The sequence below is a fragment of the Shinella sp. WSJ-2 genome (assembly GCF_003432075.1).
Lineage (GTDB): Bacteria > Pseudomonadota > Alphaproteobacteria > Rhizobiales > Rhizobiaceae > Shinella.
Window position 1 is genome coordinate 38,438 of record NZ_QWBU01000017.1, and the last position, 25,135, is coordinate 63,572.

Genomic DNA, 25,135 nt, shown 5'->3' on the forward strand with positions numbered 1-25,135 from the left:
CAGGGAACCGTACACATGATGTGTGCAAAAGCGCCCGAAAAGATGTTCAGACTCGATCAAAAGCGGGTCTTCATTACCGGTGGCGGTGGAGGTATCGGCCGCGCTGCGGCGCTGATGTTCGCTGCTTTCGGGGCGCATGTAGTGGTTCTCGACCGGGATCGGGCAGCGGCGGAAGCCGTTTGCCGGGAGGTGCGGGAGGCTGGCGGTGTTGCGACGTCCTGCGCCCTCGACGTCACCGACGAGGCCGACGTCCTGGCTGTCTTCGCTGCGGCGGAGCAGGAGGCCGGCGGTCTCGACATCCTCGTCAACAATGCGGGCATCTCGATCCGCAGGCCGTCGACGGAGCTTGCGATCGAAGACTGGAACAGCGTCGTCTCGGTCAACCTGACGGGCATGTTCCTTTGCTCACGGACGGCCGCCCGCTCCTGGATCGCCCGCGGCATTCCCGGCGTGGTGATCAACACGGCTTCGATCATGAGCTATTCCGGCGGCGGCCTGCATCCGAACGTCTCCTACCAATCGACCAAGGCCGGCGTGGTGAACCTCACCCGGACGCTGGCCGTCGAATGGGCTGATCACGACATTCGCGTCAACGCGGTAGCGCCGACCTGGGTCCGGACGCCGCTGATCGATCATCTGATGGCCGACGGAGCGCAGATGGACAAGATCCGCAGCCTGACGCCGCTGAAGCGCCTGGCAGAACCTGAGGAAGTTGCCTCTGCCATGATCTTCCTGGCCGGACCGGCCTCGGCAATGACCACCGGCCACGTGCTGGCGGTGGACGGTGGTTATCTCGCGAAATGAGGAGGGTGAAGGGAAACTTCAGGTAGTCGCGCGCCTGGTCACTGTCGTGAAGAATGTATCGCATAATTTCATGCATTCGTTGCCCGGACGGGAGTTCCGTGCAACGAATCTCAACGAGCAAAAGGGGAACCAAAATGAACAGAACCCATATACTTCTTTCTGCCGCCGCACTCCTCTTCGCCTCCGGCGCCATGCCGGTGTTGGCGGACGACATCGTGCTGGGGGGCAGCGCGCCGATGTCCGGCGCACAGGCCGAGTTCGGCCAGTCGCAGATCGATGGTGCCCAGCTCTATTTCGACCAGCTCAACGAGAAGGGCGGCATAAAGGGCAACAAGGTGGTTTTCCGCCCGCTCGATGATCGCGCCGATCCGCGCCAGGGCACGCTCGTTGCCCAGCAGTTCTGCGACGACAGCGCCGTCATCGGCGTCATTGGGCACATGAACAGCGGCGTCACAATGCCGGCCCTCGATATCTACTCGGAATGCGGCATGCCGCAGGTCGTCCCCGCGACCAACCCTGAACTGATGCGCATGGGCTTCAAGACCGTTGTGCGCCCCGTCGCCAACGACTTCGTGCAGGGCGCTTTGCCGGCGAAATATGTGACGGAGAAGCTCGGCCTGAAGAATGCCGTGCTCGTGCACGACAAGACCGTCTTCGGCCAGGGCATCTCCGGCGTGTTCAAGGACAATTTCGAAGCCGGCGGCGGCAAGGTCTCCGGTACCTACGGCACAAACCCCGAGGACGTCGACTTTTCGGCGCTGATCGCTTCGATCAAGCTGGAAAACCCTGACGTCGTCTATATGGGCGCCGGCATGCCGCAGCTTGCTCTGTTCCTCAAGCAGATGCGCGAGCAGGGCCTTAAAGCGCAGTTCATCGGCCCGGATATCGGCTTTACCGTCGATTTCATCACGCAGGTCGGTGCGGCTTCCGCTGAAGGCGCGCTCATGACTTTCCAGCTTCCGCCCTACGATTCCTCGGCGGAACTGAAGGATTTTTCCGATCGCCACCAGGCCCGCTTCGGCCGCGCACCCGGTCCCTATGCCTCGCTTGGTTTTGCCAATGCGCAGGTGATGGCCGCCGCCGTTGAAAAGGCTGAAAGCCTGGACCGTGCAGGCGTTCTCGCGCAGTTGCATGGCGTCACGGTCAACACGCTGCTTGGCCCGGTCGCCTTCGACGAGAATGGTGAAAACACGACTGCGCCGATGTACCTCTACGTCGTCAAGGACGGAAAATTCGAGCTGATCAAGCAGTAATCAGCCGAACGTTTGTTCAACGGGGCCGGCGCAGTCCGTGCCGGCCCGTCGTCATAGAGGCGATCCCCTTGTTCGATTACTTTCTACAACAGCTGATCTTCGCGCTCGCCATCGGTGCTATCTACGGATTGATTGCCCTCGGTTACACGATGGTCTACGGCGTGATGCGCCTGATCAACTTCGCCCATGGCGAGTTCTTCATGCTTGGCCCGTATATCTATACGTTCCTGTTCAGCGGGCTCGTCGGTCTCGGAGGCCTAGCCCCGGTGCTGGACTCCGCCATCGCCATCGTCGCGAGCTTCGTCATCGTCGGTCTGCTTGGCGTGGCAATCGAGCGCTTCGCCTATCGGCCGTTGCGCGCCTATGGCCGCCTTGCTCCGATGTTGAGCGCGCTCGGCATGTCCATCGTGCTGCAAAGCGCGGTCCGTGTGACGGTGGGGCCGCAGCCGGTCCATTTCCCGGCCATCGTGCCGAGCACGCCGATCGACGCACTTGGCGGCATGGTCACGACGGTACAGCTCGGCATCCTCATTGCGGCTGTCTTGCTGATGGTGGGCTTGACGCTCTTCGTCAACGGCACGCGGCTCGGCATCTGGATCCGCGCGGCGTCCGAGAGCTGGACAACGTCGAGCCTGCTCGGTATCCGCGTCAACCGCGCCGTTAGCCTCGTCTTCTTCATCGGCCCAGGGCTCGGTGCGATGGCCGGTATCATGTATGCGTCCTACTACGGCATCATGCAGCCGACCATGGGCTCCGTCATCGGCCTGAAAGCCTTCACGGCTGCTATTCTTGGCGGCATCGGGTCCATTCCGGGCGCCATGCTCGGTGGTTTCCTGCTCGGTGCGATCGAAGTCTTCGGCACGGCTTTCCTGCCGATCCTCTCCTTCGGCTATATCGGCACGGAATATCGTGATGTCTTTGCCTTCGCCGTTCTCATCCTCGTTCTTCTGTTCAAGCCCGCCGGCCTGCTCGGCGAGACCGTCTCGGAAGAAACGACCGTCGCAAAGAAGGATTACTGACCCATGGGGAATTCGGTGATCGCCCGGCGGCTCGGCCTGCTTGCGGTTCTCGCGCTCTGCGTGGTTCTGCTTGCGCTGGTGCCGTATTTTCCGTCCTACTATGTCCGCGTCGTGGACAGTATTCTGATCTATATCATCCTCGCTGTCGGCTTGAATCTCGTGGTCGGTTATGCGGGTCTGCTCGATCTCGGCTTTATCGCGTTCTACGCGGTGGGCGCCTATGCCTATGCCATGCTTGCCAGCGGGCAATTCGACATCCACCTGCCGTTCATCGTCGTCCTGTTCATCGGTGCCGCGGCCGGCGCCATAGCAGGGATTCTCCTCGGTTTTCCGGTGCTGAAGCTGCGCGGCGACTATCTCGCAATCGTCACGCTCTCCTTCGGCGAGATCATTCGCATCGCCATCAACAATGCCGATGATCTGACCAACGGTCCGCAGGGCATTGCCGGCCTCGACAGGGCGAGCCTCTTCGGGCTGCCCTTGACCACGCCGGTGCATTTCTACTGGTTGCTGCTTGTGCTGGCCATCATCGTCTGCGCCGGCGTCTATTACATGGAACGCTCGATCCTCGGCAAAGCTTGGCGGGCGCTGCGCGAGGACCAGGATGTGGTGCGGGGTCTCGGTATCAACACGACGACGCTTAAGCTGCTGGCCTTCGCGCTCAGTGCGGCGATCGGCGGGGCAGGCGGGGTGATCTTCGGCGCGTTCCAGCGCTTCGTCAGCCCGGAGAGCTTCACCTTTCAGGAATCGCTGCTCGTCGTGCTGATCATCATCATCGGCGGGGTGGGCAATATCGTCGGCGTCATCGCCGGGGCGGTCGTGCTCGTGGTTCTACCGGAAATCCTGCATTTCGCCGCGCAATACCGCCTGCTGATCTACGGCGTCGTGCTCGTGACCGTCATCGTTCTTCGCCCCGGCGGCTTGGTTTCACCCCGCTTCAACCTCGGCTTCATCATTCGAAAGGTCCGGACCCTATGGCTCTCGCCCTCGAAAACGTAAGCAAGCATTTCGGCTCGCTCGTTGCGATCCGCAACCTGTCGCTGTCCTTCGACGTCGGGTCGATCTACTCGATCATCGGGCCAAACGGTGCCGGCAAGTCGACAGTCGTCAATATGATCGCCGGCTCTTACGCGGTGACATCGGGCACGATCCGGCTCGGCGAGACGGCGCTCAATCGGCTGCCCAAGCATCGCATCGCCCAACTCGGCGTGTCGCGTACCTACCAGAACCTCCGTCTTTTCGATGGCATGACGGTTCTGGAGAACCTGGAGGTCTGCTTCTTCCCGCAGTCGTGGCTGACCTTCTTGACGGGCGCGAAACGGCTGAGCAAGGCCGAACGGCTCGAAATCTGCCACGCCTGCCTCGCTGAATTTCATCTGTCGGATGTGGCGGATGTTCTGGCAGGTGACCTGCCTTACGGCCGGCAGAAGATCCTCGAACTGGCGCGCGCTTTCGTCACGCAAGCGCCGATCGTGCTGCTCGACGAGCCGGCCGCCGGTCTCAACCATACCGAAACAAAAGACATGGCGGCGATGATTGCCGGCCTGAAACGTGAAGACCGCGCGATCATCCTCGTCGAACACGACATGGACATGGTGATGTCCATTTCCGACCGGATCGACGTCTTGAACTATGGCGAGCTGCTTTGCTCCGGCACGCCGGATCTGGTTCGCACGAACGAAAGAGTGCAGGAGGCCTATCTTGGAACCACGGAAGAACTCGACGACATCCGCAAGCTTGCTCAAAGTCGCCGGGCTCAAGGCGGGCTACGGGCGAACGCAGGTATTGTTCGGCATTGATCTGGAAGTCCGTGCCGGTGAGATCGTCACGATCATCGGCGCGAACGGCGCGGGCAAGACATCGACGTTACGCTCGATTTCCGGCCTGACGCAGGTCTATTCCGGTGAGATCGAATTCAAGGGCAGACCGATCAAGGGACTGCCGCCGGAAGAGATCACCCGCCTTGGTCTCGCCCATTGCCCCGAGGGTCGCCAGATTCTTCAGCGGCTGACGGTCGAGGAGAACCTGCTGGCCGGCTACATCCCCGGTCGCGGGCGCAGCTTCGATGAGATCCGGACCCAGGTCTACGACATGTTCCCGATCCTCAAGGAGAGGCGGCATTCGCTGGCGAGCCGTATGAGTGGCGGCCAGCAGCAGATGCTGGCGATCGGCCGCTCGCTGATGGCAACGCCCGAGCTTTTGATGCTGGACGAGCCTTCGCTCGGTCTGGCGCCGAAAATCATCAACCAGATTTTCGAGATCATCATCACGCTGTCGAAATCCGGCATCAGCCTCATCGTCGTCGAGCAGAATGCGGCGGTGGCACTGGAAATCGCCGATTATGCCTATGTGATCGACGCCGGCCGCTGCTCGGTGGAGGGGGGCGCAAACAACGTGCTCAACGATCCCGATCTCAAAGCCGCCTATCTCGGCGCCTGACTGGCGATATATGGAGGAAACATGTCCAAAGCCCAGACATCCATCCTGATATCCGGCGCGGCCTCCGGAATCGGGCGGGCCACCGCGATTTGTCTGGCCAAAGAGGGGGTGGCGCTCACCCTGTTCGATCGCAACGCGTCGGCGATGGCGGAGGTGGAAAGCGCGTGCCGAAACCGGGGAGCGGCGGTCATCGCGTCGGCAGGTGACGCCTCCCTGGATACCGATGTCGCCGCTGCCGTCAGCCGGGCCGTCAAAGCACATGGCTTTCTTTCCGGTGTGGTCGCCGCAGCCGGTATCGCGCGGAAAGGTGATGTTACGACACTGACCGACGAGACCTGGGAGATCACGCTGGCTGTGAATCTTACCGGTCCCTTCCTGTTGGCACGACATGCGGTTCCGCACCTGTTGCGCAATCCGTCCTCCGCCTTTGTCGCGGTCAGTTCGGACTCGGGCGTGCGCGGCTCACGCGGTTATGCCGCCTACAGCGCATCCAAACATGGCGTGGTTGGCCTGATCCGCTGCATGGCGCTCGATCATGGACCCCAGGGCCTTCGTAGCAATGTCGTCTGCCCGAGTTTCGTCGACACGCCAATGGCGGATGGTCTCCTCAAGGAAAGCGGCGGTGGCTATGATCGGGCCTTCTACGAGCGCCGCGTGCCGCTCGGTCGCTTCGCCCGGCCGGACGAAGTGGCCGATGCCATCGACCACCTGCTGTCGCCGCAGGCGGGTTATGCCAACGGCATGGTCTATATGCTGGATGGCGGCACCACGGCGGGAACGTTTGGCTGAGGCGGTCCGGTAAATGGGGACAACCGGTCCGGCGGAGATTGCAAACCAAGGCTGGCGTTGACTCGATGAAGTGTTTGATCAATTCCATCATTCAAGTGAATTTATCAGGTTATGTTCGATGTCCAATTCCGTTTTCGAAGCCCCGACGCCCGATCATGTGGGTAAGACGCTGCGTGAGCTCCGGCGCTCTCGCCGCATTACCATTCAGCAGCTTGCAGAGGGGCTGAATCGTTCCACGGGTTATGTCAGTCAGCTCGAACGCGGCCTGTCGCAGCCGACACTGAAGGACCTCTACGCCGCCTGTACGATCTTCGGCGTGCCGATGAGCTGGTTTGTCGATCTGGAAGAGAAGCAGCCGGACGCGGAGCGCGAAAAGGATATCGTCGTTCGCAGCGGCCAACGCCGCTTCATGCTGCATCGGGGTGCACGAACGGAACTCCTGACGCCGCAGCTCGATTCCGATGTCGAATTCATGATGTCGACCTTTGAGCCCGGCCTTGAGACGGAACCCAAGAACGTGCCAACGTCGGGCGCTGAATACGGCTACATCCTCAAGGGGCGTTTGGAGCTTTGGGTGGATGAAGAAAAATTCGAGCTCGTCGAGGGCGACAGCTACCGCTTCAATCGCTCGTCGACCTACCGCTCACACAATCCCTCGAAGACCGAACCGACCATCATCATCTGGGTCGGCGTTTACAAATAGATCACGGCAGGCATAAACGCATGGCGTCGCCCCTTTTTGATCCCGCGGCATTTTCGAGCAAGGTTGCCTTCATTTCAGGCGCCGCTTCGGGTATCGGCGCTGCGACCGCCCGCAGACTAGCCGATCTCGGTGCAAAGCTCGTTCTCGTGGATCGGGATAGGATACGGCTGGACGCCTTTGCCAAAACGCTCCCATCGGAGACCGTGCTGGCGGTCGAGGTCGACGTCACGGCGATCGCCAGTGTGGAAGAGGCGATCAAGCGGGGTGTCGACACGTTCGGCGGCCTCGATCTCGCCGTCAATTCCGCCGGCATCGACCTGCCGCGCTGCGAGACCGCGTCTTATCCGGCCGAGCAATGGGACAGGATCATTGCGGTCAACCTGACCGGCGTGTTCAACGCGGTGCGGCATCAGATTCCGGCCATGCTGGCGCGTGGCGGCGGATCCATCGTCAATGTCTCTTCCATCATGGGGTTTCGCGGTTTTCCCGGACAACCGGCCTATACGGCCGCCAAACACGGTGTCATCGGCTTCACCAAGGCGGCCGCTCTGGACCATGCGGCGCACGGCATTCGCATCAACGCCGTTGCGCCGGGCTTCATCGACACGCCGTTGCTCGGCCATCTTAGCGATGAAAAGCGCAACGCTGCAGCCGCACTACACCCGATGCAGCGGGTTGGACAGGCAGACGAGATCACCAATGTCATTCTCTTCCTGCTCTCGGATGCTGCGTCTTTCGTCACGGGCGCGTGCTTTGAAGCCGATGGTGGGTATCTGGCGAAATGATTGTCATGGGCTTATTCCGGGATATGCCAAAGGCAGAGACGACACGCTTCTCTAGGATATCATAGCTCTCATTCGTGCGGGCCATACTCCGCGTCCACAGAGCGGGGAATGAACGATGGATGCCACACCATCTTTGGCGCCGGCCTTACCGCGGTGATTTGGCAGTCCGCCAAGGCTTCTTGGTTCTCGGAGATCTCAGTGACGAGAATGGCTTACGTCGGCCATTGCGCACCTCAAGCTGCCGGCTGGGGTTCTTGACAAAGGCTGACCGAGCGTATTTCAATCCATCCAATATGCGGGACAGTTATCCCGACATCTCACATGACTTCGTTTGTCGAAGGGCAGTAGCGCCCACAGCGGCCCGGTTTCCGGGGCTTCCCGCTGTGGGCTTTTCGTTTTGGTGGCTGATGCAGGAAAGCGTGAAGATCGGCATCCTCTATTCGACCTCCGGACCCTATGGGGCGATGGGGCGGGATGCGCATGCCGGCGCGGAATTCGCCTTTCACGATTATCGCGCCCGCGGAGGATCCGAGATCGAGCCTGTCTTCTTCGATCCGCGCGCCGATCTCTCGGCCTATCTGGAGGGGGCGCGCAGCCTCATCCGGGACCACGGTTGCCGCCATATCATCGGTACGATTACCTCTTCGGCGCGAAAGGAAGTCATTCCGCTCGTCGAGAAGCACGATGGCCTGCTGTGGTACATGTGCCCCTATGAGGGTTTCGAGGCGAACGAGAACGTCATCTATATCGGCGGCTGCCCCAACCAGCACCTGATCCCGCTCTTCGACTATCTCTTGCCCCGGCACGGCGCGCGGCCCTATCTCGTCGGCGCGAACTATGTTTGGGGCTGGGAGATGAACCGGCTGGCACGCGAGTTGATCCACAATGCCGGCGGCACGGTGCTCGGTGAGCGTTATCTGCCGCTGGAGGAGACCGCCGTTGCGCGCATCGTCGCCGATATCGCCGAGAAGCGGCCGAGCTTTGTGCTGAACAATCTGGTGGGGCCGTCGAGCTACGCCTTCCTTGCCGCCATGCGCGAACTGGGCGAGCGCGACCCGGCCTTTCTGCCGGAACACTGCCCGGTCGCCAGCTGCGACCTGCAGGAATGCGAACTCGGCGAAATCAGGGACGGTGCCGCTCTCGGCCAGCTTTGCGCCGCCTCCTATTTCGATACGCTGAACACACCTGATAACAAGGCCTTCAAGGCACGGCTGACCGCCTGGAGCGGCGGCGAGCGAATCGTCTCCAGCCTTTTTGCCAGCGCCTATACGGCCGTAAGCCTGTGCATCGCCGCCATCGAGGCTGCCGGTTCCGATGCGCCGGAGCGTGTGCGCACGGAAGTTCTCGCCCGCGACTGGCCGTCGCTGTTCGGTGCCATGCGGGTGGATGCGGCGACCAATCATGCCGCACTGCCCTTTCTGCTCGGCCGCATCAATGACCGGCGCGGCTTCGACGTCATCGCCTCCGCCCCGGCGCTTGCCGCCGACCCCTATTTGACGGGAGCATCCACCAAGCCTGTGCCGCGCCTGAGGGTCGTGTCATGACGACGAGGACCCCGAATTTCACCGGCTGGCGCGCCGTTATCCTCAGCGAGGCGGATGGCAACACGGATCGCCTGCGCCGCCAGCTCGGCCTGCTCGGCATAGCCGTCTCCATCCAGTGGACGCCGCTTGCGGCGTGCGACCTGCCGGATCTGGTCCTGATCGATGCCGACCGGGGCTGGGATGAGCTTCTGCCCGTTTCCGATGCCGCGCCGGCCTGCCCGGTGGTGGCGCTGCTCGGGTCGGAAGCGCCGGGCCGTATCTCCTTTGCACTGCGCCATGGTGCCGGCGCGATCATCCCAAAGCCGGTCGCGGCCTCCGCCGTCTACCCGGCGCTGGTGCTTGCCGTCTCCATCCATGCCGAGCGGATGGAAGCACAGCGTCGCATCGCCCATCTCGAAGAGCGGCTGAAGCTCAGGCCCATCGTCTTTGCCGCCATCGTTCGCCTCAAGGCCGAGCGGCATATCGATGACGAGAAGGCCTATGCCATCCTGCGTGACTGCGCCATGCGCCGCCGCATGCCCATCGAACAGCTTGCCGCCTTCTTCCTCGGTGGTTCCGAAACCCTGCGCGAGGTTGGTTGATGCGGGTCCTGAAGGAATTGTGCCGCCAGCCCGCTGCGGTTTTCGGTCTCGTCATCGTTCTCGCCGTCGTCTTCGCGGCCATCGCGGCTCCATGGCTTGCGCCCTATGCGCCCGATAACCAAATGTTCGATGGCCTGACGCTGGAGGGAGCGCCGATGCCGCCCGGCGAGCAGTTCGCGCTCGGCACGGATACGCTCGGCCGCGACCTGCTTTCGCGCCTGCTCTATGGCGCGCGCACCTCGCTGATCATCGGCCTCGTCGCCAATGGCATCGCGGTCGCCATCGGTCTCTTCGTCGGCGTGACCGCCGGCTACATGCGCGGCTGGGTCGGCGGCCTCCTCATGCGCTTTACCGACCTGATGATGGCCTTTCCGGCCCTGCTGCTCGCGATCGTGCTCGCCGCCATCCTCAAACCCAGCCTGTGGATCGTCGCCATGGTCATTGCGCTGGTCAACTGGGTGCAGGTGGCGCGCATCGTCTATACGGAGACGCGCGGTCTGGTGGAGCGCGATTTCATCATGGCCGAACGGGCGCTCGGCGCCGGCAACGCCCGCATCGTGCTGCTGCATGTCCTGCCGCATCTCCTGCCGACCGCCATCGTCTGGGGCACGCTCGGCATCGCGACGACCGTGCTGCTCGAAGCGACACTCTCCTTCCTCGGCATCGGCGTGCAGCCGCCGCAGCCGTCCTGGGGCAACATCATCTTCGAGAGCCAGAGCTATTTCCAGGCCGCTCCCTGGTTGGTCTTCTTCCCCGGCGCGGTGATCCTCCTGACGGCGCTCGCCTTCAACCTGGTGGGTGACGCGCTGCGCGACATCCTCGACCCGACGCAGCGGGGCCGCGGCTGATGGCGACGCTGCTTGCAAAACGTCTCGTGCAATCCTGCCTGATCCTGCTCGGTGTGGCCGCCATCACCTTCGTGCTGCTCTATGCGCTGCCGGCGGACCCCGCGCGCATGCTGGCCGGCCGCAGCGCGACGGCCCAGACGGTGGAGAACATCCGCCGCGAACTCGGCCTCGACCAGCCGCTGCTCAGCCAGTTCCTGCACTATCTCGGCAATCTCGTTCAGGGTGATCTTGGCCGCTCCTACGCGCAGAAGACCGAGGTCGCGACGCTGATCGCCGCGCGCCTGCCGGCGACGCTGACGCTGATGGCGGCCGGCATCTTCGTCGAGGTGCTGCTCGGCCTCACCTTCGGCATCGTCGCCGCATTGAACCGTGGCGGCGCCATCGACCGCATCGTCATGGCCTCCGCCTTCGTCGGCGTCTCGGCTCCGCAATTCGTCGTGGCCCTGCTCCTGCTCTACGTCTTTGCCGCCACGCTCGGCTGGTTTCCGATGAGCGGCTACGGCACGGTCGCCCATGTCGTCCTGCCGGCCATGACGCTCGGCATTCTCGGGGCCGGCTGGTATGCGCGCATGGCGCGCTCGGCGATGATCGACGTCCTCAACCAGGATTTCGTCCGCACCGCCCGCGCCAAGGGCCTTTCAGGCCGTCGTGTCGTGCTGCGCCATGCGCTGCCCAATGCCATCCTGCCCATCGTCGCGATGATCGGCATCGATATCGGCCAGTTCATGGGCGGCGTCGTGGTGGTCGAGGCCGTTTATGGCTGGCCCGGCATCGGGCAGCTCGCCTGGCAGGCGATCCAGCAGGTCGACATTCCCATCATCATGGGCGTCACGCTCACCTCCGCCTTCGCCATCATCGTCGGCAACCTCGTCGCCGACCTCATCGCGCCGATGATCGATCCGCGCATCCGTTCGCATTGAAACCAAAAAGGGGGACTTTAAAAATGTTCAATCGCTGGATTTTGACTACCACGACGGCGGCCGTGCTCGCCTTTTCTCCGCTGCTGGCCCATGCCGAAACGCCCGCCCAGGGCGGCGAGATCGTCGTGACCTACAAGGATGACATCACCACGCTCGACCCGCATATCGGTTACGACTGGGTCAACTGGTCGATGATCAAGAGCCTGTTTTCGCGCCTAATGGATTATGAGCCGGGCACCGCCAATCTCGTGCCATCGCTCGCCGAAAGTTTTGAAGTGGCGCCCGATGGCCTCACCTATACGTTCAAGCTGCGCAAGGGCGTGAAGTTCACCAATGGTCGCGAGATCGTCGCCGGCGACGTGAAATATTCCATCGAGCGCGCGGTCAACCCGAAGACGCAGGGCCCCGGCGCCGGCTTCTTCGGCGCCATCAAGGGCTTTGACGACCTGACGGGCGGCAAGTCGGAATTGCTCTCGGGCATCGAAACGCCGGACGACCAGACCGTCGTCTTCCACCTCTCGCGCCCGGATGCGACCTTCCTGCACGTCATGGCGATCAACTTCGCCTCCGTTGTGCCCAAGGAGGCCGTCGAGGCGGCGGCCGGCGATTTCGGCAAGAAGCCGGTCGGTTCCGGCTCGCTCATCCTCAAGGACTGGACGATCGGCCAGAAGCTCGTCTTCGAACGCAACCCCGATTATTTCGTCAAGGACGTGCCGCATGTCGACAAGGTGACGGTCGAGGTGGGCCAGGAGCCGCTGGTCGCGCTGCTGCGTTTGCAGAAGGGCGAGGTGGACATCGCCGGCGACGGCATTCCGCCGGCAAAGTTCCTAGAGATCAAGAATTCGCCTGAGGGTGCGGCGATGATCGTCGACGGCGAGCAGTTGCACACCGGCTACATCACGCTCAACACTAAGGTAAAACCCTTCGATGACGTGAAGGTGCGCCGGGCCGTCAACATGGCGATCAACAAGGAGCGCATCACGCGCATCCTGAACGGTCGCGCGACGGCCGCAAACCAGATCCTGCCGCCGCTGATGCCAGGTTACGACAAGGCCTTCACCGGCTATGCCTATGACGTGGAGAAGGCCAAGGCGCTGCTCGCCGAAGCCGGCCATCCCGATGGTTTCGAAACGGTTCTCTATTCCACCAACACCGATCCGCAGCCGCGCATCGCCCAGGCGATACAGCAGGATCTCGCCGCCATCGGCATCAAGGCCGAAGTCCGCGCGCTGGCGCAAGGCAACGTGATCGCCGCCGGCGGCACGGAAGGCGAAGCGCCGATGATCTGGTCCGGCGGCATGGGCTGGATCGCCGACTTCCCGGATCCGTCCAATTTCTACGGCCCGATCCTTGGTTGCTCGGGCGCGGTCTCGGGCGGCTGGAACTGGCCGTGGTACTGCAACGAGGCGATCGATAAGCGCGCCGGCGAGGCCGATGCCATGTCCGATCCGGCCAAGGCTGCGGAGCGCCAGGCGGCTTGGGGCAAGATCTTCACGGATGTCATGGCGGATGCGCCCTGGGTGCCCGTCATCAACGAGCGCCGCGTCGTGGCAAAGTCGCTGCGCATGGGCGGGCCTGATAATATCTACATCGATCCGACGCGTGTCATCAATTACGACGCGATCTTCGTGAAGCCCTAAGCCTTTGATATCGCTCTCCCTGCTGAGCGGGGAGAGCCTTCCAAGAACAACAAACGACGGGAGGCTTTCATGTGCGTCGCCTGCACCCATACCATCCACCGCGCGCAGCATAATTTCGGCTGGAACCGCGATTTTCCGCCGGCGCTGACCGCCAAGCCCGGCGAGACCATCTTCTTCGAATGCCTCGATTCCTCCGGCGGCCAGCTCGGCAAGGATGCGACGCTGGAAACGCTGGCTGCGCTCGATTTCGGCAAGGTGAACCCGGTTTCCGGCCCTGTCTATGTCGAGGGTGCCGAGCCCGGCGATGCGCTGAAGGTGACAATCCGCAAGTTCCACTCCTCCGGGCATGGCTGGACGGCCAATATTCCGGGCTTCGGCCTGCTTGCCGACCAGTTCAAGGACCCGGCGCTGCACATCTGGTCCTATGACACGGCCTCCATGGCACCCTCGGCCTTCGGCCCCGGCGGTCGCGTGCCGCTGAAACCTTTTACCGGCACAATCGGTGTCGCACCGGCCGAATCCGGCCTGCACTCCGTCGTGCCGCCGCGCCGCGTCGGCGGCAATATGGATATCCGCGACCTGACAGCCGGCGTGACGCTCTACCTGCCGGTCGAGGTGGAGGGGGCGCTGTTTTCCGTCGGCGATACCCACGCCGCACAGGGCGACGGCGAGGTCTGCGGCACTGCGATCGAAAGCCAGATGAATGTCGAGCTGACCCTCGACCTCGTGAAGGGCGCCAATCTCCAGACGCCGCGCTTCACCACGACCGAACCCGTGACGCGCCATCTCGACGGCGCCGGCTACGAGGTGACGACCGGCATCGGCCCGGACCTGATGACGGGCGCGCGGGAGGCACTGATGCGCATGATCGACCTGCTCGTCGCCGAACACGGCTACAGCCCCGTCGACGCCTATATGCTCTGCTCGGTCTGCGGCGATCTCCGGATCAGCGAGATCGTCGACATGCCGAACTGGGTCGTCTCCTTCTACTTCCCGAGGATCGTCTTCGCGTGACCTCCAGCAATGCCGCCCCGGTTCTCTCCGTCCGCAACCTCTGCGTCGATGCGCGCACGCCCGAAGGGCTGAAGCGCATCCTCGACGGGGTGAGTTTCGATCTCGCCGCGGGCGAGACGTTCTGCCTTGCGGGGGAATCGGGATCGGGCAAATCCGTGACCTCGCTTGCGATCATGGGGCTGCTGCCGAAGGCGTCGCTGAAGGTCTCCTCGGGTGAAATCCGGCTGGAGGATCGCAATATTCTCGGCATCCCGCACCGGGCGCTCAGAAAAATCCGCGGCGGCGAGATCGCGATGATCTTTCAGGAGCCGATGACCTCGCTGAACCCGGTCATGACCATCGGCGACCAGATGGTGGAGGCGATCCGCGAGCACCGCGAGGATATTTCCGAGGGCGCGGAGACGATCGCACGATCCATGCTCGATGCCGTGCACATGACGGAAGCGGCAAGCCGGCTGAAGCAGTTTCCGCATGAGCTTTCGGGCGGTATGCGCCAGCGTGTGATGATCGCCATGGCGCTCTCTTGCCGTCCCAAGGTGCTGATCGCCGACGAGCCGACGACGGCGCTTGATGTGACGGTGCAGGCGCAGATCCTGACCCTCATGCGGGAGCTGCGCCGCGAATTCTCCACCTCTATCCTGATGATCACCCACGATATGGGCGTCGTTGCGGAAATGGCGGACCGGGTGGCGATCATGCAGCAGGGCAGGATCGTCGAGCAGGGCGATGCGCTCGATATTTTTGCGAGTCCGACGGAGCCTTATACGCGGCAGCTGTTGGCCGCCGTGCCGCGGCTTGGCGCGCATGCCGGTACCGATGCGCCGCCGCGCCTGACGGATGCGGTCGCACCTGCCGCCGAAAAGTCGGTGCTGGTCGTCAAGGACCTCAGCGTCACCTATGGCGCGCGCGCCGGCTGGTTCAACCGGTCGCCGGCCGCGCCGGCAACGGTCAGCGGCATCTCCTTCTCCATCAAGGCGGGCGAGACGCTCGGCCTTGTCGGCGAAAGCGGCTCGGGCAAATCGACCACCGGCAAGGCGGTGCTGAATCTCATTCCCTTCGAAGGCAGCGTTGAGATCAACGGGCGGGAAACAGCTGGGCTGAAGCCCGCCGCGATGCGTCCCGTGCGCCGCGTCGCCCAGATGATCTTCCAGGACCCCTATGCCTCGCTCGATCCGCGCATGACGGTCGGCGCGGCGATTGCCGAGCCGCTCGTCATCCACAATGTCGGCAATGGCTCGGAACGGCAGGACCGGGTGGCGGCATTGCTGACCCGCGTCGGCATGCCCAGGGATGCCGTCAGCCGCTATCCGCACGAGTTTTCCGGTGGCCAGCGGCAGCGCATCTGCATCGCCCGTGCCTTGGCGCTGGAACCGAAGCTGATTGTCGCCGACGAAAGCGTGGCAGCGCTCGATGTTTCCGTACGCGCCCGCGTGCTCGACCTGATGCTGGAATTGCAGGAGCAGATGGGCCTTGCCTATCTCTTCATTTCGCACGACATGGCGGTGATAGAGAGGATGTCCCATCACGTTGCGGTCATGCGGGGCGGCCGTATCGTCGAGATGGACACGCGCCGGCAGGTGTTCGAAAACCCGGGCGACGACTATACTCGCAACCTGATGGCCGCCGTACCGATTCCTGATCCGACGCTCTACCGTGACGGGCTTCGCTTGATGTGATGCGGTTTCGCTGGGAGGTGGCTCCTGCGCGTTCGGTTCCGGTGAAACCGCATCGGGGTGTGTTGCCATGTAACAAAAATATGATTAATGTAGTCAACTTATAGGTTTTCATGTGCCGCCCGGCTCGCGGGATTGCAGTTGCGGCCGGTGGCAAGTCCCAGATTTGTAATGGAAGAAGTGATCGAAGATGGGCTTTTGGCATTCCATGTCCTGGAAAACCGAAGGCATTCGGGTCACGTCGCCGGTCCAGTGGCGGCAATATGACGGACTGGTCAGCGTTCTCTGGGAGGCGGAAAGTCAGGCGGGCGCCAGCGGCTATTATCTGGCCGACGACCCTCGCATCATGTTCTTCTTCAACGATGTATCCCCGCATGTCCGCATCTCGAACGAGAACGATGATTTTTCGCGCAATTCCCGCCCCATGGCGCGGGCGGTCTACGTTCCCGCCGGCGTGCCCCTATGGACGGGTAGCCGGAAGGCACACAGTTTCAGCCATCTCAACCTGCATCTTCACCGGGACCGGGTATTGCGCTACCTGACGCCGTCCGTTGGAGGGTCCGCGGCGCAGACGGCGTTGCGCCGCCCGGCTGAATTGCAAGATGTCGCCGCCATCGATGCTCTGGCCAAACTTCTGGCGGACGAGATCAAAAGTCCCTCCCGGCATGCGGTCTATGCGGAAAGCCTGATCGGCGGCATCGTCGCCGGGCTTCTGGATATCCCCACGGAAAGCGAAGAACGCGTCAGCGGCCGGCTGACGCAGGGGCAGATGAACAAGCTCCTCTCGCATGTCGAAGAGCTGGGGGATTATCGCATGTCCGTCGCCGATATGGCGGCGGTCGTCGGCCTCTCCGAAAGCTGGTTTGCGAATGTCTTCAAGCAGACGACGGGGCATACACCCCTGCAATGGCAGCTTGGCAAACGGGTCGAACGTTCGAAGCAACTGCTTCGTGAAAGCGCGCTTCCCGTCGCCAGCATCGCCGCACAGCTCGGTTTTTCCGATCAGGCGCATCTGACGAAGGTCTTCCGCCAGATTGTTGGGGAGACGCCGGCGGCGTGGAGGCGGACGCAGCAGCTGCGGCGTCCGTAACGTCCCGCCCATCGAAGCAACGGGCGGGACATGTCTTTCTTACCAGGTCTGACGCAGCGTTGCGAGGATGGAGCGGCCCGGATTGTAGTAGACGGCACCGGTATCCGTGCTCGCCACATGTTTTTCGTCGAACACATTGCTGACATTCAGCTGGAACGTCGTGTTCTCCTGCACCTTGTAAGTAAAGGCGGCATCGAACACGACGGCGCTGTCCGATTTCTTGGTGTTCTCGATGTTGGTGTAATAGGCACCCGAATAGCGCGCCCCGAGACCGAAGGTCATGTCGCCGCGCCCGCCTTCGCCTTCCAGCGTATAGGTGCCCCAGATCGAAGCCATGTTTTCAGGCACGCGCATCAGGCGGTGGCCGTCATTGGTACCACCGGGCTCGACGATCTCGCTGTCGATATAGCTATAGGCGGCGATGATGTTGATGTTGTTCGTCACCTCGGCCTTGGCTTCGAGTTCGAAGCCGCGATGGCGGACCTTCTCGACGGTCTGCGGAATGTAGGTCACCTGGTCGAAGACCGTGATGTTGCCCTTGGTCAGGTCGTAGACGGAAGCGGTGATCAGGGCCGGGAAGGCATCCGGTTGATACTTGATGCCGATTTCATACTGCTTTCCGGTCGTCGGATCAGCACCGACGGCCGGCGGCGCGACGGATTCGGCATAGCTGATATACGGTGCAAGCTCGTCGGTGATTTTGTAGCTCACGCCGAATTTCTTCGTGAACTCGCTGTGATCGGCGGCCTTCGTCGTGCCGGCCAACAGATCGGTCTCGCTCAGGTCGAGCCAGTCGTTGCGCAGGCCGGCACTTACGGTCAGCCTGTCGAAAAAGGTCAGATCCTGTTGCAGGTAGATAGCGGTGGTCTGCTGGTCGTTGTTCACGCTGGCATAGGGAGGGATCGCGCCGGGGCCGCCTGAATAGATCGGGTTTTCCCAGTCGATCGAGGGTGCCGACGTATAGTAGCTGTCGCTGTAGGATTTGTATTTGTTGTAGGTGCCGCCGAAAAGCGTGCGGCTCTCCACGTCGTTGAAATTCGCTTCGTACATCAGATGCGCATCGATGACGAATTGTTCGGTCGATTTCTCGTTGCCGAAGAAGTAGCGGCCGGCAACGGTCGAGCCGTCGGTCGGTGTGCTGCCGATATACGCACTGCCGAAGCCGTCATTCAGGTTGCTGTAGCGGGCATTGGAGCTGAAGCTCAGACCATTTCCGAAATCGTGATCGAACAGCACGCTGTAGCTGTTGCGGTTCGTCTCGCTGAAATAATAGTCCGGCTCGCCGAAGAATACGTCGCGGTCGAAATCCGTGCCGAGCGGGTGGCCGCCGCTGCCGGGAACGCCGTCCTTGTCGAGATGGTCGAAGACGAATGTCAGGCTGGTGGCGTCCGTCGGGCGCCAGGTGACGCCGCCCATGATGAAGTTCTCGTCATCCCGGGAGTGATCGTATTCCGTGTCGGCCCGCTGAAATTTGCCGGTCAGGCGGTAGGACAGCGTGTCGTCTTCAGTGATGTTGTCGCCGAAATCGAAGCCCAGCTCCTTGTGGGCGAAGGAGCCGCCCGTGCCATAGACTTCGCCGAAGCGCTCGCTCTTCGGCGTCTTGGTGACGTAGTTGACCGAGCCACCCGGTTCCGCCGCGCCAAAGCTCGAAGAACTGGCCCCCTTCAGGACCTCGATGCGCTCATAGGCATAGGGCTCTTCCCGGACGCCGGCGAACGTGCGGCCGATGGCGAGGCCATCCCGGTAGGTGTAGGGGGTGAAGCCTCGGATATCGAAATAATCGAAACGGTCGTCCGAGCCATAGAAGTCGGTCACGACGCCGGCCGTGTATTGCACGACCTGCTCGACGGTATCGGCACCACGCTCCTGGATTTCCTTGGAGGTGATGACGGAGACTGCCGCTGGCGCGACGAGGATGTCGGTCGGCATCTTGCCGGCGCCGGTCGTCTGGGTCGCGACGATCGATTTCGAATCGTTCTGCGTGTTGAGTATGGTTCCGCCGGAGGTCTCGACCACGATCGTTTCCAGCGCAGTTGCATCACCGCCCGTCGTGGCGGCATCCTGCGCAAAGGACAGGGCGGGTGTCAGCGCGATAAGCGCCGTGCAACCGAGAAGACGCGCGTCTCGCAATCGGGCCGGAATCCGTGTTGCACGACGGCGTTTTTGATCGATATCCATGGTCACATTCCAATTCCGTAGCTGCTGATGCGGCCGAGCCTCAAGCGTTCGGTTGTTCAAGACGCATGACGCCTCGTCCGACCGGTCCCCCACCTGAAGGCCTTGCGCCAATGATCTGCTATTAACTGGAGCATATTTGTCTAGTATTGTATATTTCTCCGGTTTTGTACGATCCGCCGGAAATCTCCACGCACTTTCTCCGGATTGGCCGCTTCACCGTTGACGTCACGGAATTAAGCTGAGATTTGGGGTCAACTTATCGCATTGAATGGAGTGGATGATGAAGCGGCTTCGTTTTGCCGGGTTGGCAATGATGATCTTCGTTTTCATCTGCGCGGGCAGAACCGTGTTTGCCGCCGAAAGCACTTCCTATCCGCTCATCATCAAACATGCCTTCGGCACCACCGTCATAGAAAAGAAGCCGGAGCGTGTCGCGACGGTTGCCTGGGCAAACCACGAGGTGCCGCTGGCGCTCGGCATCGTTCCCGTCGGCATGGCGCGCGCCAATTTCGGCGATGACGATGGTGATGGCGTCCTGCCCTGGGCCGCCGCCCGGCTGAAAGAACTCAAGGCCGAGACGCCGGTCCTCTTCGACGAGGGCGACGGCATCGATTTCGAGGCGGTCGCCGCCACGCGTCCCGATGTCATCCTCGCTGCCTATTCCGGCCTCACGCAGGCGGACTACGATACACTGAGCGCCATCGCCCCCGTCATCGCCTATCCGCAGGCGCCCTGGTCGACGGACTGGCGCGAGACGATCCGGCTGGACAGCGCCGGCATCGGCATGGCCGCGGAAGGCGAGGCACTGATTGCCGGCATCGAGGCCGACATCGCCGCCGTGCTCGCCGGGTATCCAGAACTCAAGGGCAAGTCTGCGATGTTCATCACGCATCTGAGCTCGTGGGATCTCAGCACCGTCAACTTCTACACGACCAATGACACGAGAGTGCGGTTCTTCGCCGATCTCGGTCTAACCTCGCCGAAAAGCGTCATCGAAGCCTCGCAGCCGGGCAAGTTCTCCGGTTCGGTCAGCGCGGAAGAGATCGACGCTTTCGACGATGTCGATATTCTCGTGACCTATGGCGACGGCAAGCTTTTCGATGCTGTAAAGGCAAATGCCCTGATGCTGCATATGCCGGCCGTGGCGAAAGAATCGATCGTCATGCTCGGCAACAATGCGGTCGGCACCGGCGCCAATCCGACGCCGCTGTCCATCCGCTGGGTGCTGAAGGACTATGTGACGCTGCTGAGCGAGGCGGCCAAGAAGTCGAAATGACCGCCGGAACACTCAACACATCGACCACCCGCTGGTCGGCCGCATCCGGCTCCAACCGAACCAGAAGCCTCTGGCTGGCAGGACTTGTTGTTCTCCTGGCGCTGTTCGTTGTCCTCTCCGTCACCGTCGGAACGCGTGATGTCGCCTGGGCCGATGTCGTGGCCGCGGTCGGCGGCGCGCAGGATACGATCGGCCGAGCGGCGGTCGCGCTTCGTATTCCCCGGACATTGCTGGCGCTACTTGCCGGTGGCGCACTGGGCCTGGCGGGCGCTATCATGCAGGGCGTGACTCGCAATCCGCTCGCCGATCCCGGCATTCTCGGCGTCAATATGGGCGCGTCGCTCGCCGTCGTCGTCGGTGTCGCCTGGTTCGGGATGTCCTCAAGCTATGCTTATATCTGGACGGCGATTGTCGGTGCGGGTGCTGCTGCGATCTTCGTCTATGCCATCGGCTCCCTGGGGCGCGGTGGGGCGACGCCGCTCAAGCTGGCCCTTGCCGGCGCCGCGACCTCCGTCGCCTTCGCTTCCCTGGTCATCGCCATCGTACTGCCGCGCGGCGATATTGCCGGTGGCATCCAGTCCTGGCAGGTCGGTGGCGTCGGCGGCGCGACTTATGAGCGCCTTGTTCCGGTTTTGCCGTTCCTGCTCGCTGGCTTTGCCATCAGCCTCCTGTCGGCCAGAAAGCTGAATTCGCTCGCGCTCGGTGACGAACTGGCCGCCGGGCTTGGAGAGAACGTCGCGGTCGCGCGGGCCGTCGCGTCGCTTGGCGCCATCCTCCTATGCGGCGGGACGACGGCTGTCTGTGGACCGATCGGCTTTCTCGGGCTCGTCGTGCCGCATGTCTGCCGGCTTCTGGTCGGGGTCGATCATCGCTGGCTGCTGCCGTTCTCGACGCTCGGCGGCGCCTGCCTGCTTCTGGCAGCCGACGTATTGGGACGCATTGTCGCCCGTCCTGCGGAGATCGATGTTGGCATCGTCACCGCCCTGATCGGTGCACCCTTCTTCATCTGGATCGTCCGGCGGCAGCGGGTGAAGGATCTGTGACCATGCAGAGCGCCGCAATCGACGTCGTCATTACCAACCGCCGGGGGCGGGCGCGTCGTTATGCCGTCGTGCTCGCGGTTCTGCTGGCGCTTGTCGCGGCGATCTTCGCCGTCACCTTATCGATCGGCAAGACCATCACGCCACCGGCAGAAGTCTTGCGCGTGCTGCTCGGCGAAGCGGTGCCCGGCGCGGATTTCAGCGTGGGGCAGCTCCGGCTGCCGCGTGCCGTCCTGTCGGTCCTCGCCGGGCTTTGCTTCGGGCTTGGAGGCGTGGCCTTCCAGGTCATGCTGCGCAATCCGCTCGCCAGCCCCGATATTATCGGCATCACCTCCGGCGCAGGGGCCGCAGCCGTCTTCGCCATCGTCGTCCTGTCCATGAGCGGTCCCATGGTATCGGTGTTCGCCATCGTAGCGGGATTGGGCGTCGCGATGCTTGTTTACGGCCTGTCGTTTCACAACGGCGTCGCCGGCACGCGGCTCATCCTGGTTGGTATCGGCGTCTCGGCCATGTTGCAAAGCGTCATCGCCTATATCCTGCAATCCGCCCCCGCCTGGAGTCTGCAGGAGGCCATGCGCTGGCTGACGGGAAGCGTCAACGGTGCACAGCTTGATCAGGCCTTGCCGCTGCTGCTCGCGCTTCTGGTCTTCGGCGGTCTCCTCGTCAGCCGCAGCCGCGATCTGGATGCTTTGCGTCTGGGTGACGACATGGCCGCTGCGCTGGGCACCCGTGTGGCGCAAACCCGCATGCTGGTGATCATCGCGGCCGTCGGCCTGATCGCGTCCGCCACGGCGGCAACAGGGCCGATCGCCTTCGTCGCCTTCCTCTCCGGACCGATCGCCGGCCGCATCGTCAAAAACGACGGATCGTTGCTCATCCCCTCGGCGCTGACGGGGGCGGTGCTCGTTCTTGCGGCTGACTACATCGGGCAACACCTCCTGCCCGGACGATACCCGGTCGGTGTCGTGACCGGCGCGCTCGGGGCACCTTACCTGATTTACCTGATCATCCGCGTCAACCGGATCGGAGGCACGCTGTGACCGATCATCTGCTCGCTGCCAGCGGCCTATCGGCCGGCTACAAGAACATCGAAATCCTCCATGGCCTCGACCTGACGGTTCCCCCCGGCAAGATCACGGTGATCGTCGGCGCCAATGCCTGCGGCAAGTCGACCTTTCTTCGGACCATATCAAGGCTAATCGCGCCGACGGCCGGGCAGGTGCTGCTGGACGGCAAATCTATCCACCGCATGCCCTCGCGCGATCTCGCCCGTACATTGGGCCTTCTGCCGCAATCGCCGATCGCCCCGGAAGGCATCACCGTCGCGGATCTGGTCAGCCGGGGACGGCATCCGCACCAGAGCCTGTTTTCCCGCTGGACGCGGCAGGACGACGAGGCAGTCGACAGCGCGCTTTCGGCCACCAAAACTTCCGATCTGGCCGAACGGCCGGTCGACGAGCTCTCCGGCGGCCAGCGCCAGCGCGTCTGGATCGCCATGGCGCTGGCGCAGCAGACGGATATCCTGCTGCTCGACGAGCCGACAACCTTTCTCGACATCAACCACCAGATCGAGGTGCTCGATCTTCTGATCGATCTGAACCACACCCGCGGCACGACCGTGGTCATGGTCCTGCACGACCTCAATCTCGCCGCCCGCTATGCCGACCATCTCGTCGCGCTGGCATCCGGCCACGTGCACATATCAGGCACGCCGGAAGCGGTGCTGACGGAGGAGACCGTGCGGCAGGTTTTCGGGCTGGAAAGCCGGGTCATCACCGACCCCATATCCGGCCGTCCCATCATGCTGCCGATCGGCCGGCACCGGATCGCCAATCCGCAACAACAGGAGAAACGCGCATGAACGAGATGTCGTCCTTCAAGCTTTCAGGTGTTGCCCTTCCGAGCAATGCCGCCGGCATGCTTGACGAAATATGCGAGCATTTCATCGAGCATGCCGATGTGGAGCGGACCGGCGACCTGGCTCTCTTGAGAAGCAATGTCGGCCTTGCCCATATCCGCATCGACACGGGCCGCCTGCTGATCGATCTCGACTGCCCGACCGCCGAGGCCTTGCAGATGAGCCGCACAATCCTCGCAGAACATCTCTTTTACTTCGCGGAAGATCAGCCCTTTGAACTGACATGGTCGGAGCCGACCTCTTTATCGGCACTGCCGAACCTGCATGAAGTGACGGTGGTTTCTGCTGAGAACGTGACGCCGCATATGCGCCGCGTCATCTTCTCCTGCGCGGATGTCACCCCCTTTCTCGGCGGTGATATGCATGTCCGTCTGCTGGTGCCGCCGAAAGGCAATGTACCCGTCTGGCCCGGCTTCCGGGAAGACGGGCGTATCGCATGGCCAGAGGGCGAGGATGCGCTGCTGGTACGCGTCTACACGATCCGCGCCGTCGATGCTGAACGCGGCGAGTTGTGGATCGACTTCCTGCAGCATCCGGCGCCGGGTGTGGCAACGCCGGGCGCGGACTTTGCCCGCGATGCGCAGCCCGGCGACGTGGCCGCCCTTCTCGGACCGGGCGGCGGCGATCTGCCGTCAGCCGAGTCGATCCTGTTCATCGGCGATGAAAGCGCCTTGCCGGCCATCGCGCGCATCGTCGCGGAGGTGCCGGCGGGAACGCGAATGCAGGCGATCATTGAAGTCCAGGAAGCGGCAGAAGAGCAGCCGCTGCCCTCGAACGGTACGCTCGATGTCCGCTGGCTGCACCGGAGTAATGGTAGCGGATCTCTTCTGGACGAAGCGAAGAACGCCATTGCGACCTTGGACGAGGGAACATTCGTCTGGGCCGCCTGCGAAAAGGACGATATCCGCGTCATCAGAGCCAGCCTCAAATCGCGCCAGCATGACCGCAAGAAAATGTATGTCGCTTGGTATTGGGAGAAAGCGTCCTGAGCGTTGTCGGGAACGGCAGGTCTTCAAGCCAGACCGCATCACGCCGAAGCTTCAGGACGCCTCGGTCAACTTTACTGGGTGATCGGCTTCAGGGAGTTGAAGATCGCGCCGATCTCGTCGCCGTGGGCCTTCTGTTCTTCGGTGCCGCCCCAATAGGTAATGACGAGGGTCTTGTCGGCGCCGGCCACCAGGGCCGTCAGGCCGATGGTGACGGGGCCGTCGCTGTCCTTGCCCGACCAGTAGACATTGTAGGCCTGCATGCCGTTGAGCTTGCCTTCCTCTTCCTTCTTGGTCGAATCATCGACCGTGACATTCTGGCTTGCGAGATATTCGACGGCTTCTTTGACCGTCTCGCTGGTATCCTTGCCGTCCTGCGCGTCAATAGAGAAATAAACCGAGTCATCGTCCGCCTGGACCTCGATGCCGCTTTCGGTCGGGGTGGTTTTCCAGCCATCCGGGATGGTGATCGAGGCAACCGGCTCGTCGGCCGGGAATTTTATTTCCGCGGCCTGCGCGGTGCCGGCGGCCAGAAGCGTGGCGATAAGGATGGCATATTTCATGATGAAGTCCTCCATGGTGAGCGCTGTTGCGTGACGTCCGGTCTGTGCCAGAAATACTGTATTTTTTCATAT

24 protein-coding genes are annotated in these 25,135 nt (G+C 62.6%); 22 read left to right on the forward strand and 2 right to left on the reverse strand.

Annotated features, from left to right (window positions below):
• Positions 1-42: 42 nt before the first annotated feature.
• The 17 genes from D0Y60_RS22590 (at position 43) to D0Y60_RS22670 (ending at position 17,102) form a co-directional block, all read left to right on the forward strand.
• On the forward strand, positions 43-804 hold the full coding sequence (locus D0Y60_RS22590; protein WP_117372226.1) for an SDR family NAD(P)-dependent oxidoreductase: 762 nt from the start codon (positions 43-45) through the stop codon (positions 802-804).
• 134 nt (positions 805-938) lie between these two features.
• Positions 939-2,057, forward strand: a complete 1,119-nt coding sequence (locus D0Y60_RS22595; protein WP_158565538.1) for a branched-chain amino acid ABC transporter substrate-binding protein — start codon at positions 939-941, stop codon at positions 2,055-2,057.
• Positions 2,058-2,125: 68 nt separating this feature from the next.
• Entirely contained in the window at positions 2,126-3,076 is a 951-nt protein-coding gene (locus D0Y60_RS22600; RefSeq protein WP_117372202.1) for a branched-chain amino acid ABC transporter permease, read from the forward strand.
• Positions 3,077-3,079: 3 nt separating this feature from the next.
• A complete protein-coding gene (locus D0Y60_RS22605; RefSeq protein ID WP_117372203.1) occupies positions 3,080-4,075 on the forward strand; it encodes a branched-chain amino acid ABC transporter permease in 996 nt (331 codons plus the stop codon).
• Positions 4,051-4,875 (forward strand): ABC transporter ATP-binding protein, encoded by an 825-nt coding sequence (locus D0Y60_RS22610; protein ID WP_117372204.1) that lies wholly within the window; start codon positions 4,051-4,053, stop codon positions 4,873-4,875. Before D0Y60_RS22605 ends, D0Y60_RS22610 begins: the two co-directional genes overlap by 25 nt.
• Complete coding sequence (locus D0Y60_RS22615) at positions 4,814-5,515, forward strand: ABC transporter ATP-binding protein (protein WP_199564256.1); 702 nt, start codon at positions 4,814-4,816, stop codon at positions 5,513-5,515. The genes D0Y60_RS22610 and D0Y60_RS22615 overlap by 62 nt, the downstream gene beginning before the upstream one ends.
• 21 nt (positions 5,516-5,536) lie before the next feature.
• The gene (locus D0Y60_RS22620) at positions 5,537-6,304 is read left to right on the forward strand and encodes an SDR family oxidoreductase (RefSeq protein WP_117372206.1); all 768 of its coding nucleotides are present in this window, start codon (positions 5,537-5,539) and stop codon (positions 6,302-6,304) included.
• Between the two features lie 118 nt (positions 6,305-6,422).
• Positions 6,423-7,007 carry an XRE family transcriptional regulator gene (locus D0Y60_RS22625; RefSeq protein ID WP_117372207.1) on the forward strand — a complete coding sequence of 195 codons (585 nt, stop codon included), beginning with the start codon at positions 6,423-6,425 and terminating at the stop codon, positions 7,005-7,007.
• 20 nt (positions 7,008-7,027) lie between these two features.
• A complete protein-coding gene (locus D0Y60_RS22630) occupies positions 7,028-7,792 on the forward strand; it encodes an SDR family NAD(P)-dependent oxidoreductase (RefSeq protein ID WP_117372208.1) in 765 nt (254 codons plus the stop codon).
• 407 nt (positions 7,793-8,199) lie between these two features.
• Complete coding sequence (locus D0Y60_RS22635) at positions 8,200-9,336, forward strand: transporter substrate-binding protein (protein ID WP_117372209.1); 1,137 nt, start codon at positions 8,200-8,202, stop codon at positions 9,334-9,336.
• Entirely contained in the window at positions 9,333-9,917 is a 585-nt protein-coding gene (locus tag D0Y60_RS22640; protein ID WP_117372210.1) for an ANTAR domain-containing protein, read from the forward strand. The genes D0Y60_RS22635 and D0Y60_RS22640 overlap by 4 nt, the downstream gene beginning before the upstream one ends.
• Positions 9,917-10,765, forward strand: coding sequence for an ABC transporter permease (locus tag D0Y60_RS22645; RefSeq protein WP_117372211.1), 849 nt, complete (start codon positions 9,917-9,919; stop codon positions 10,763-10,765). Before D0Y60_RS22640 ends, D0Y60_RS22645 begins: the two co-directional genes overlap by 1 nt.
• Entirely contained in the window at positions 10,765-11,685 is a 921-nt protein-coding gene (locus D0Y60_RS22650) for an ABC transporter permease (RefSeq protein ID WP_117372212.1), read from the forward strand. The genes D0Y60_RS22645 and D0Y60_RS22650 overlap by 1 nt, the downstream gene beginning before the upstream one ends.
• Before the next feature lie 23 nt (positions 11,686-11,708).
• Positions 11,709-13,325, forward strand: coding sequence for an ABC transporter substrate-binding protein (locus D0Y60_RS22655; RefSeq protein ID WP_117372213.1), 1,617 nt, complete (start codon positions 11,709-11,711; stop codon positions 13,323-13,325).
• A gap of 69 nt (positions 13,326-13,394) precedes the next feature.
• A complete protein-coding gene (locus D0Y60_RS22660; RefSeq protein ID WP_117372214.1) occupies positions 13,395-14,339 on the forward strand; it encodes an acetamidase/formamidase family protein in 945 nt (314 codons plus the stop codon).
• Positions 14,336-16,015: an ABC transporter ATP-binding protein gene (locus D0Y60_RS22665; RefSeq protein ID WP_117372215.1), complete on the forward strand. Its 1,680-nt coding sequence runs from the start codon at positions 14,336-14,338 to the stop codon at positions 16,013-16,015. Before D0Y60_RS22660 ends, D0Y60_RS22665 begins: the two co-directional genes overlap by 4 nt.
• Positions 16,016-16,202: 187 nt before the next feature.
• A complete protein-coding gene (locus D0Y60_RS22670) occupies positions 16,203-17,102 on the forward strand; it encodes an AraC family transcriptional regulator (protein ID WP_117372216.1) in 900 nt (299 codons plus the stop codon).
• Positions 17,103-17,141: 39 nt separating this feature from the next.
• Here D0Y60_RS22670 and D0Y60_RS22675 read toward each other — a convergent pair whose 3' ends face one another.
• Entirely contained in the window at positions 17,142-19,280 is a 2,139-nt protein-coding gene (locus D0Y60_RS22675) for a TonB-dependent siderophore receptor (RefSeq protein ID WP_199564257.1), read from the reverse strand.
• A gap of 280 nt (positions 19,281-19,560) precedes the next feature.
• On the opposite strand from D0Y60_RS22675, the gene D0Y60_RS22680 reads away from it, so the two are divergent.
• From D0Y60_RS22680 to D0Y60_RS22700, 5 genes are read left to right on the forward strand one after another with little or no spacing between them, the layout of a single operon-like run.
• Positions 19,561-20,556: an iron-siderophore ABC transporter substrate-binding protein gene (locus D0Y60_RS22680; protein WP_117372227.1), complete on the forward strand. Its 996-nt coding sequence runs from the start codon at positions 19,561-19,563 to the stop codon at positions 20,554-20,556.
• Entirely contained in the window at positions 20,553-21,599 is a 1,047-nt protein-coding gene (locus tag D0Y60_RS22685; RefSeq protein WP_199564258.1) for an iron ABC transporter permease, read from the forward strand. The genes D0Y60_RS22680 and D0Y60_RS22685 overlap by 4 nt, the downstream gene beginning before the upstream one ends.
• The gene (locus tag D0Y60_RS22690) at positions 21,596-22,636 is read left to right on the forward strand and encodes an iron ABC transporter permease (RefSeq protein WP_117372219.1); all 1,041 of its coding nucleotides are present in this window, start codon (positions 21,596-21,598) and stop codon (positions 22,634-22,636) included. Before D0Y60_RS22685 ends, D0Y60_RS22690 begins: the two co-directional genes overlap by 4 nt.
• Positions 22,633-23,457, forward strand: a complete 825-nt coding sequence (locus tag D0Y60_RS22695; RefSeq protein WP_117372220.1) for an ABC transporter ATP-binding protein — start codon at positions 22,633-22,635, stop codon at positions 23,455-23,457. Before D0Y60_RS22690 ends, D0Y60_RS22695 begins: the two co-directional genes overlap by 4 nt.
• Positions 23,454-24,503 (forward strand): DUF2218 domain-containing protein, encoded by a 1,050-nt coding sequence (locus D0Y60_RS22700; RefSeq protein WP_117372221.1) that lies wholly within the window; start codon positions 23,454-23,456, stop codon positions 24,501-24,503. The genes D0Y60_RS22695 and D0Y60_RS22700 overlap by 4 nt, the downstream gene beginning before the upstream one ends.
• A 71-nt stretch (positions 24,504-24,574) precedes the next feature.
• Here D0Y60_RS22700 and D0Y60_RS22705 read toward each other — a convergent pair whose 3' ends face one another.
• A complete protein-coding gene (locus tag D0Y60_RS22705; protein ID WP_147324554.1) occupies positions 24,575-25,063 on the reverse strand; it encodes a histidine kinase in 489 nt (162 codons plus the stop codon).
• Positions 25,064-25,135 lie beyond the last annotated feature (72 nt).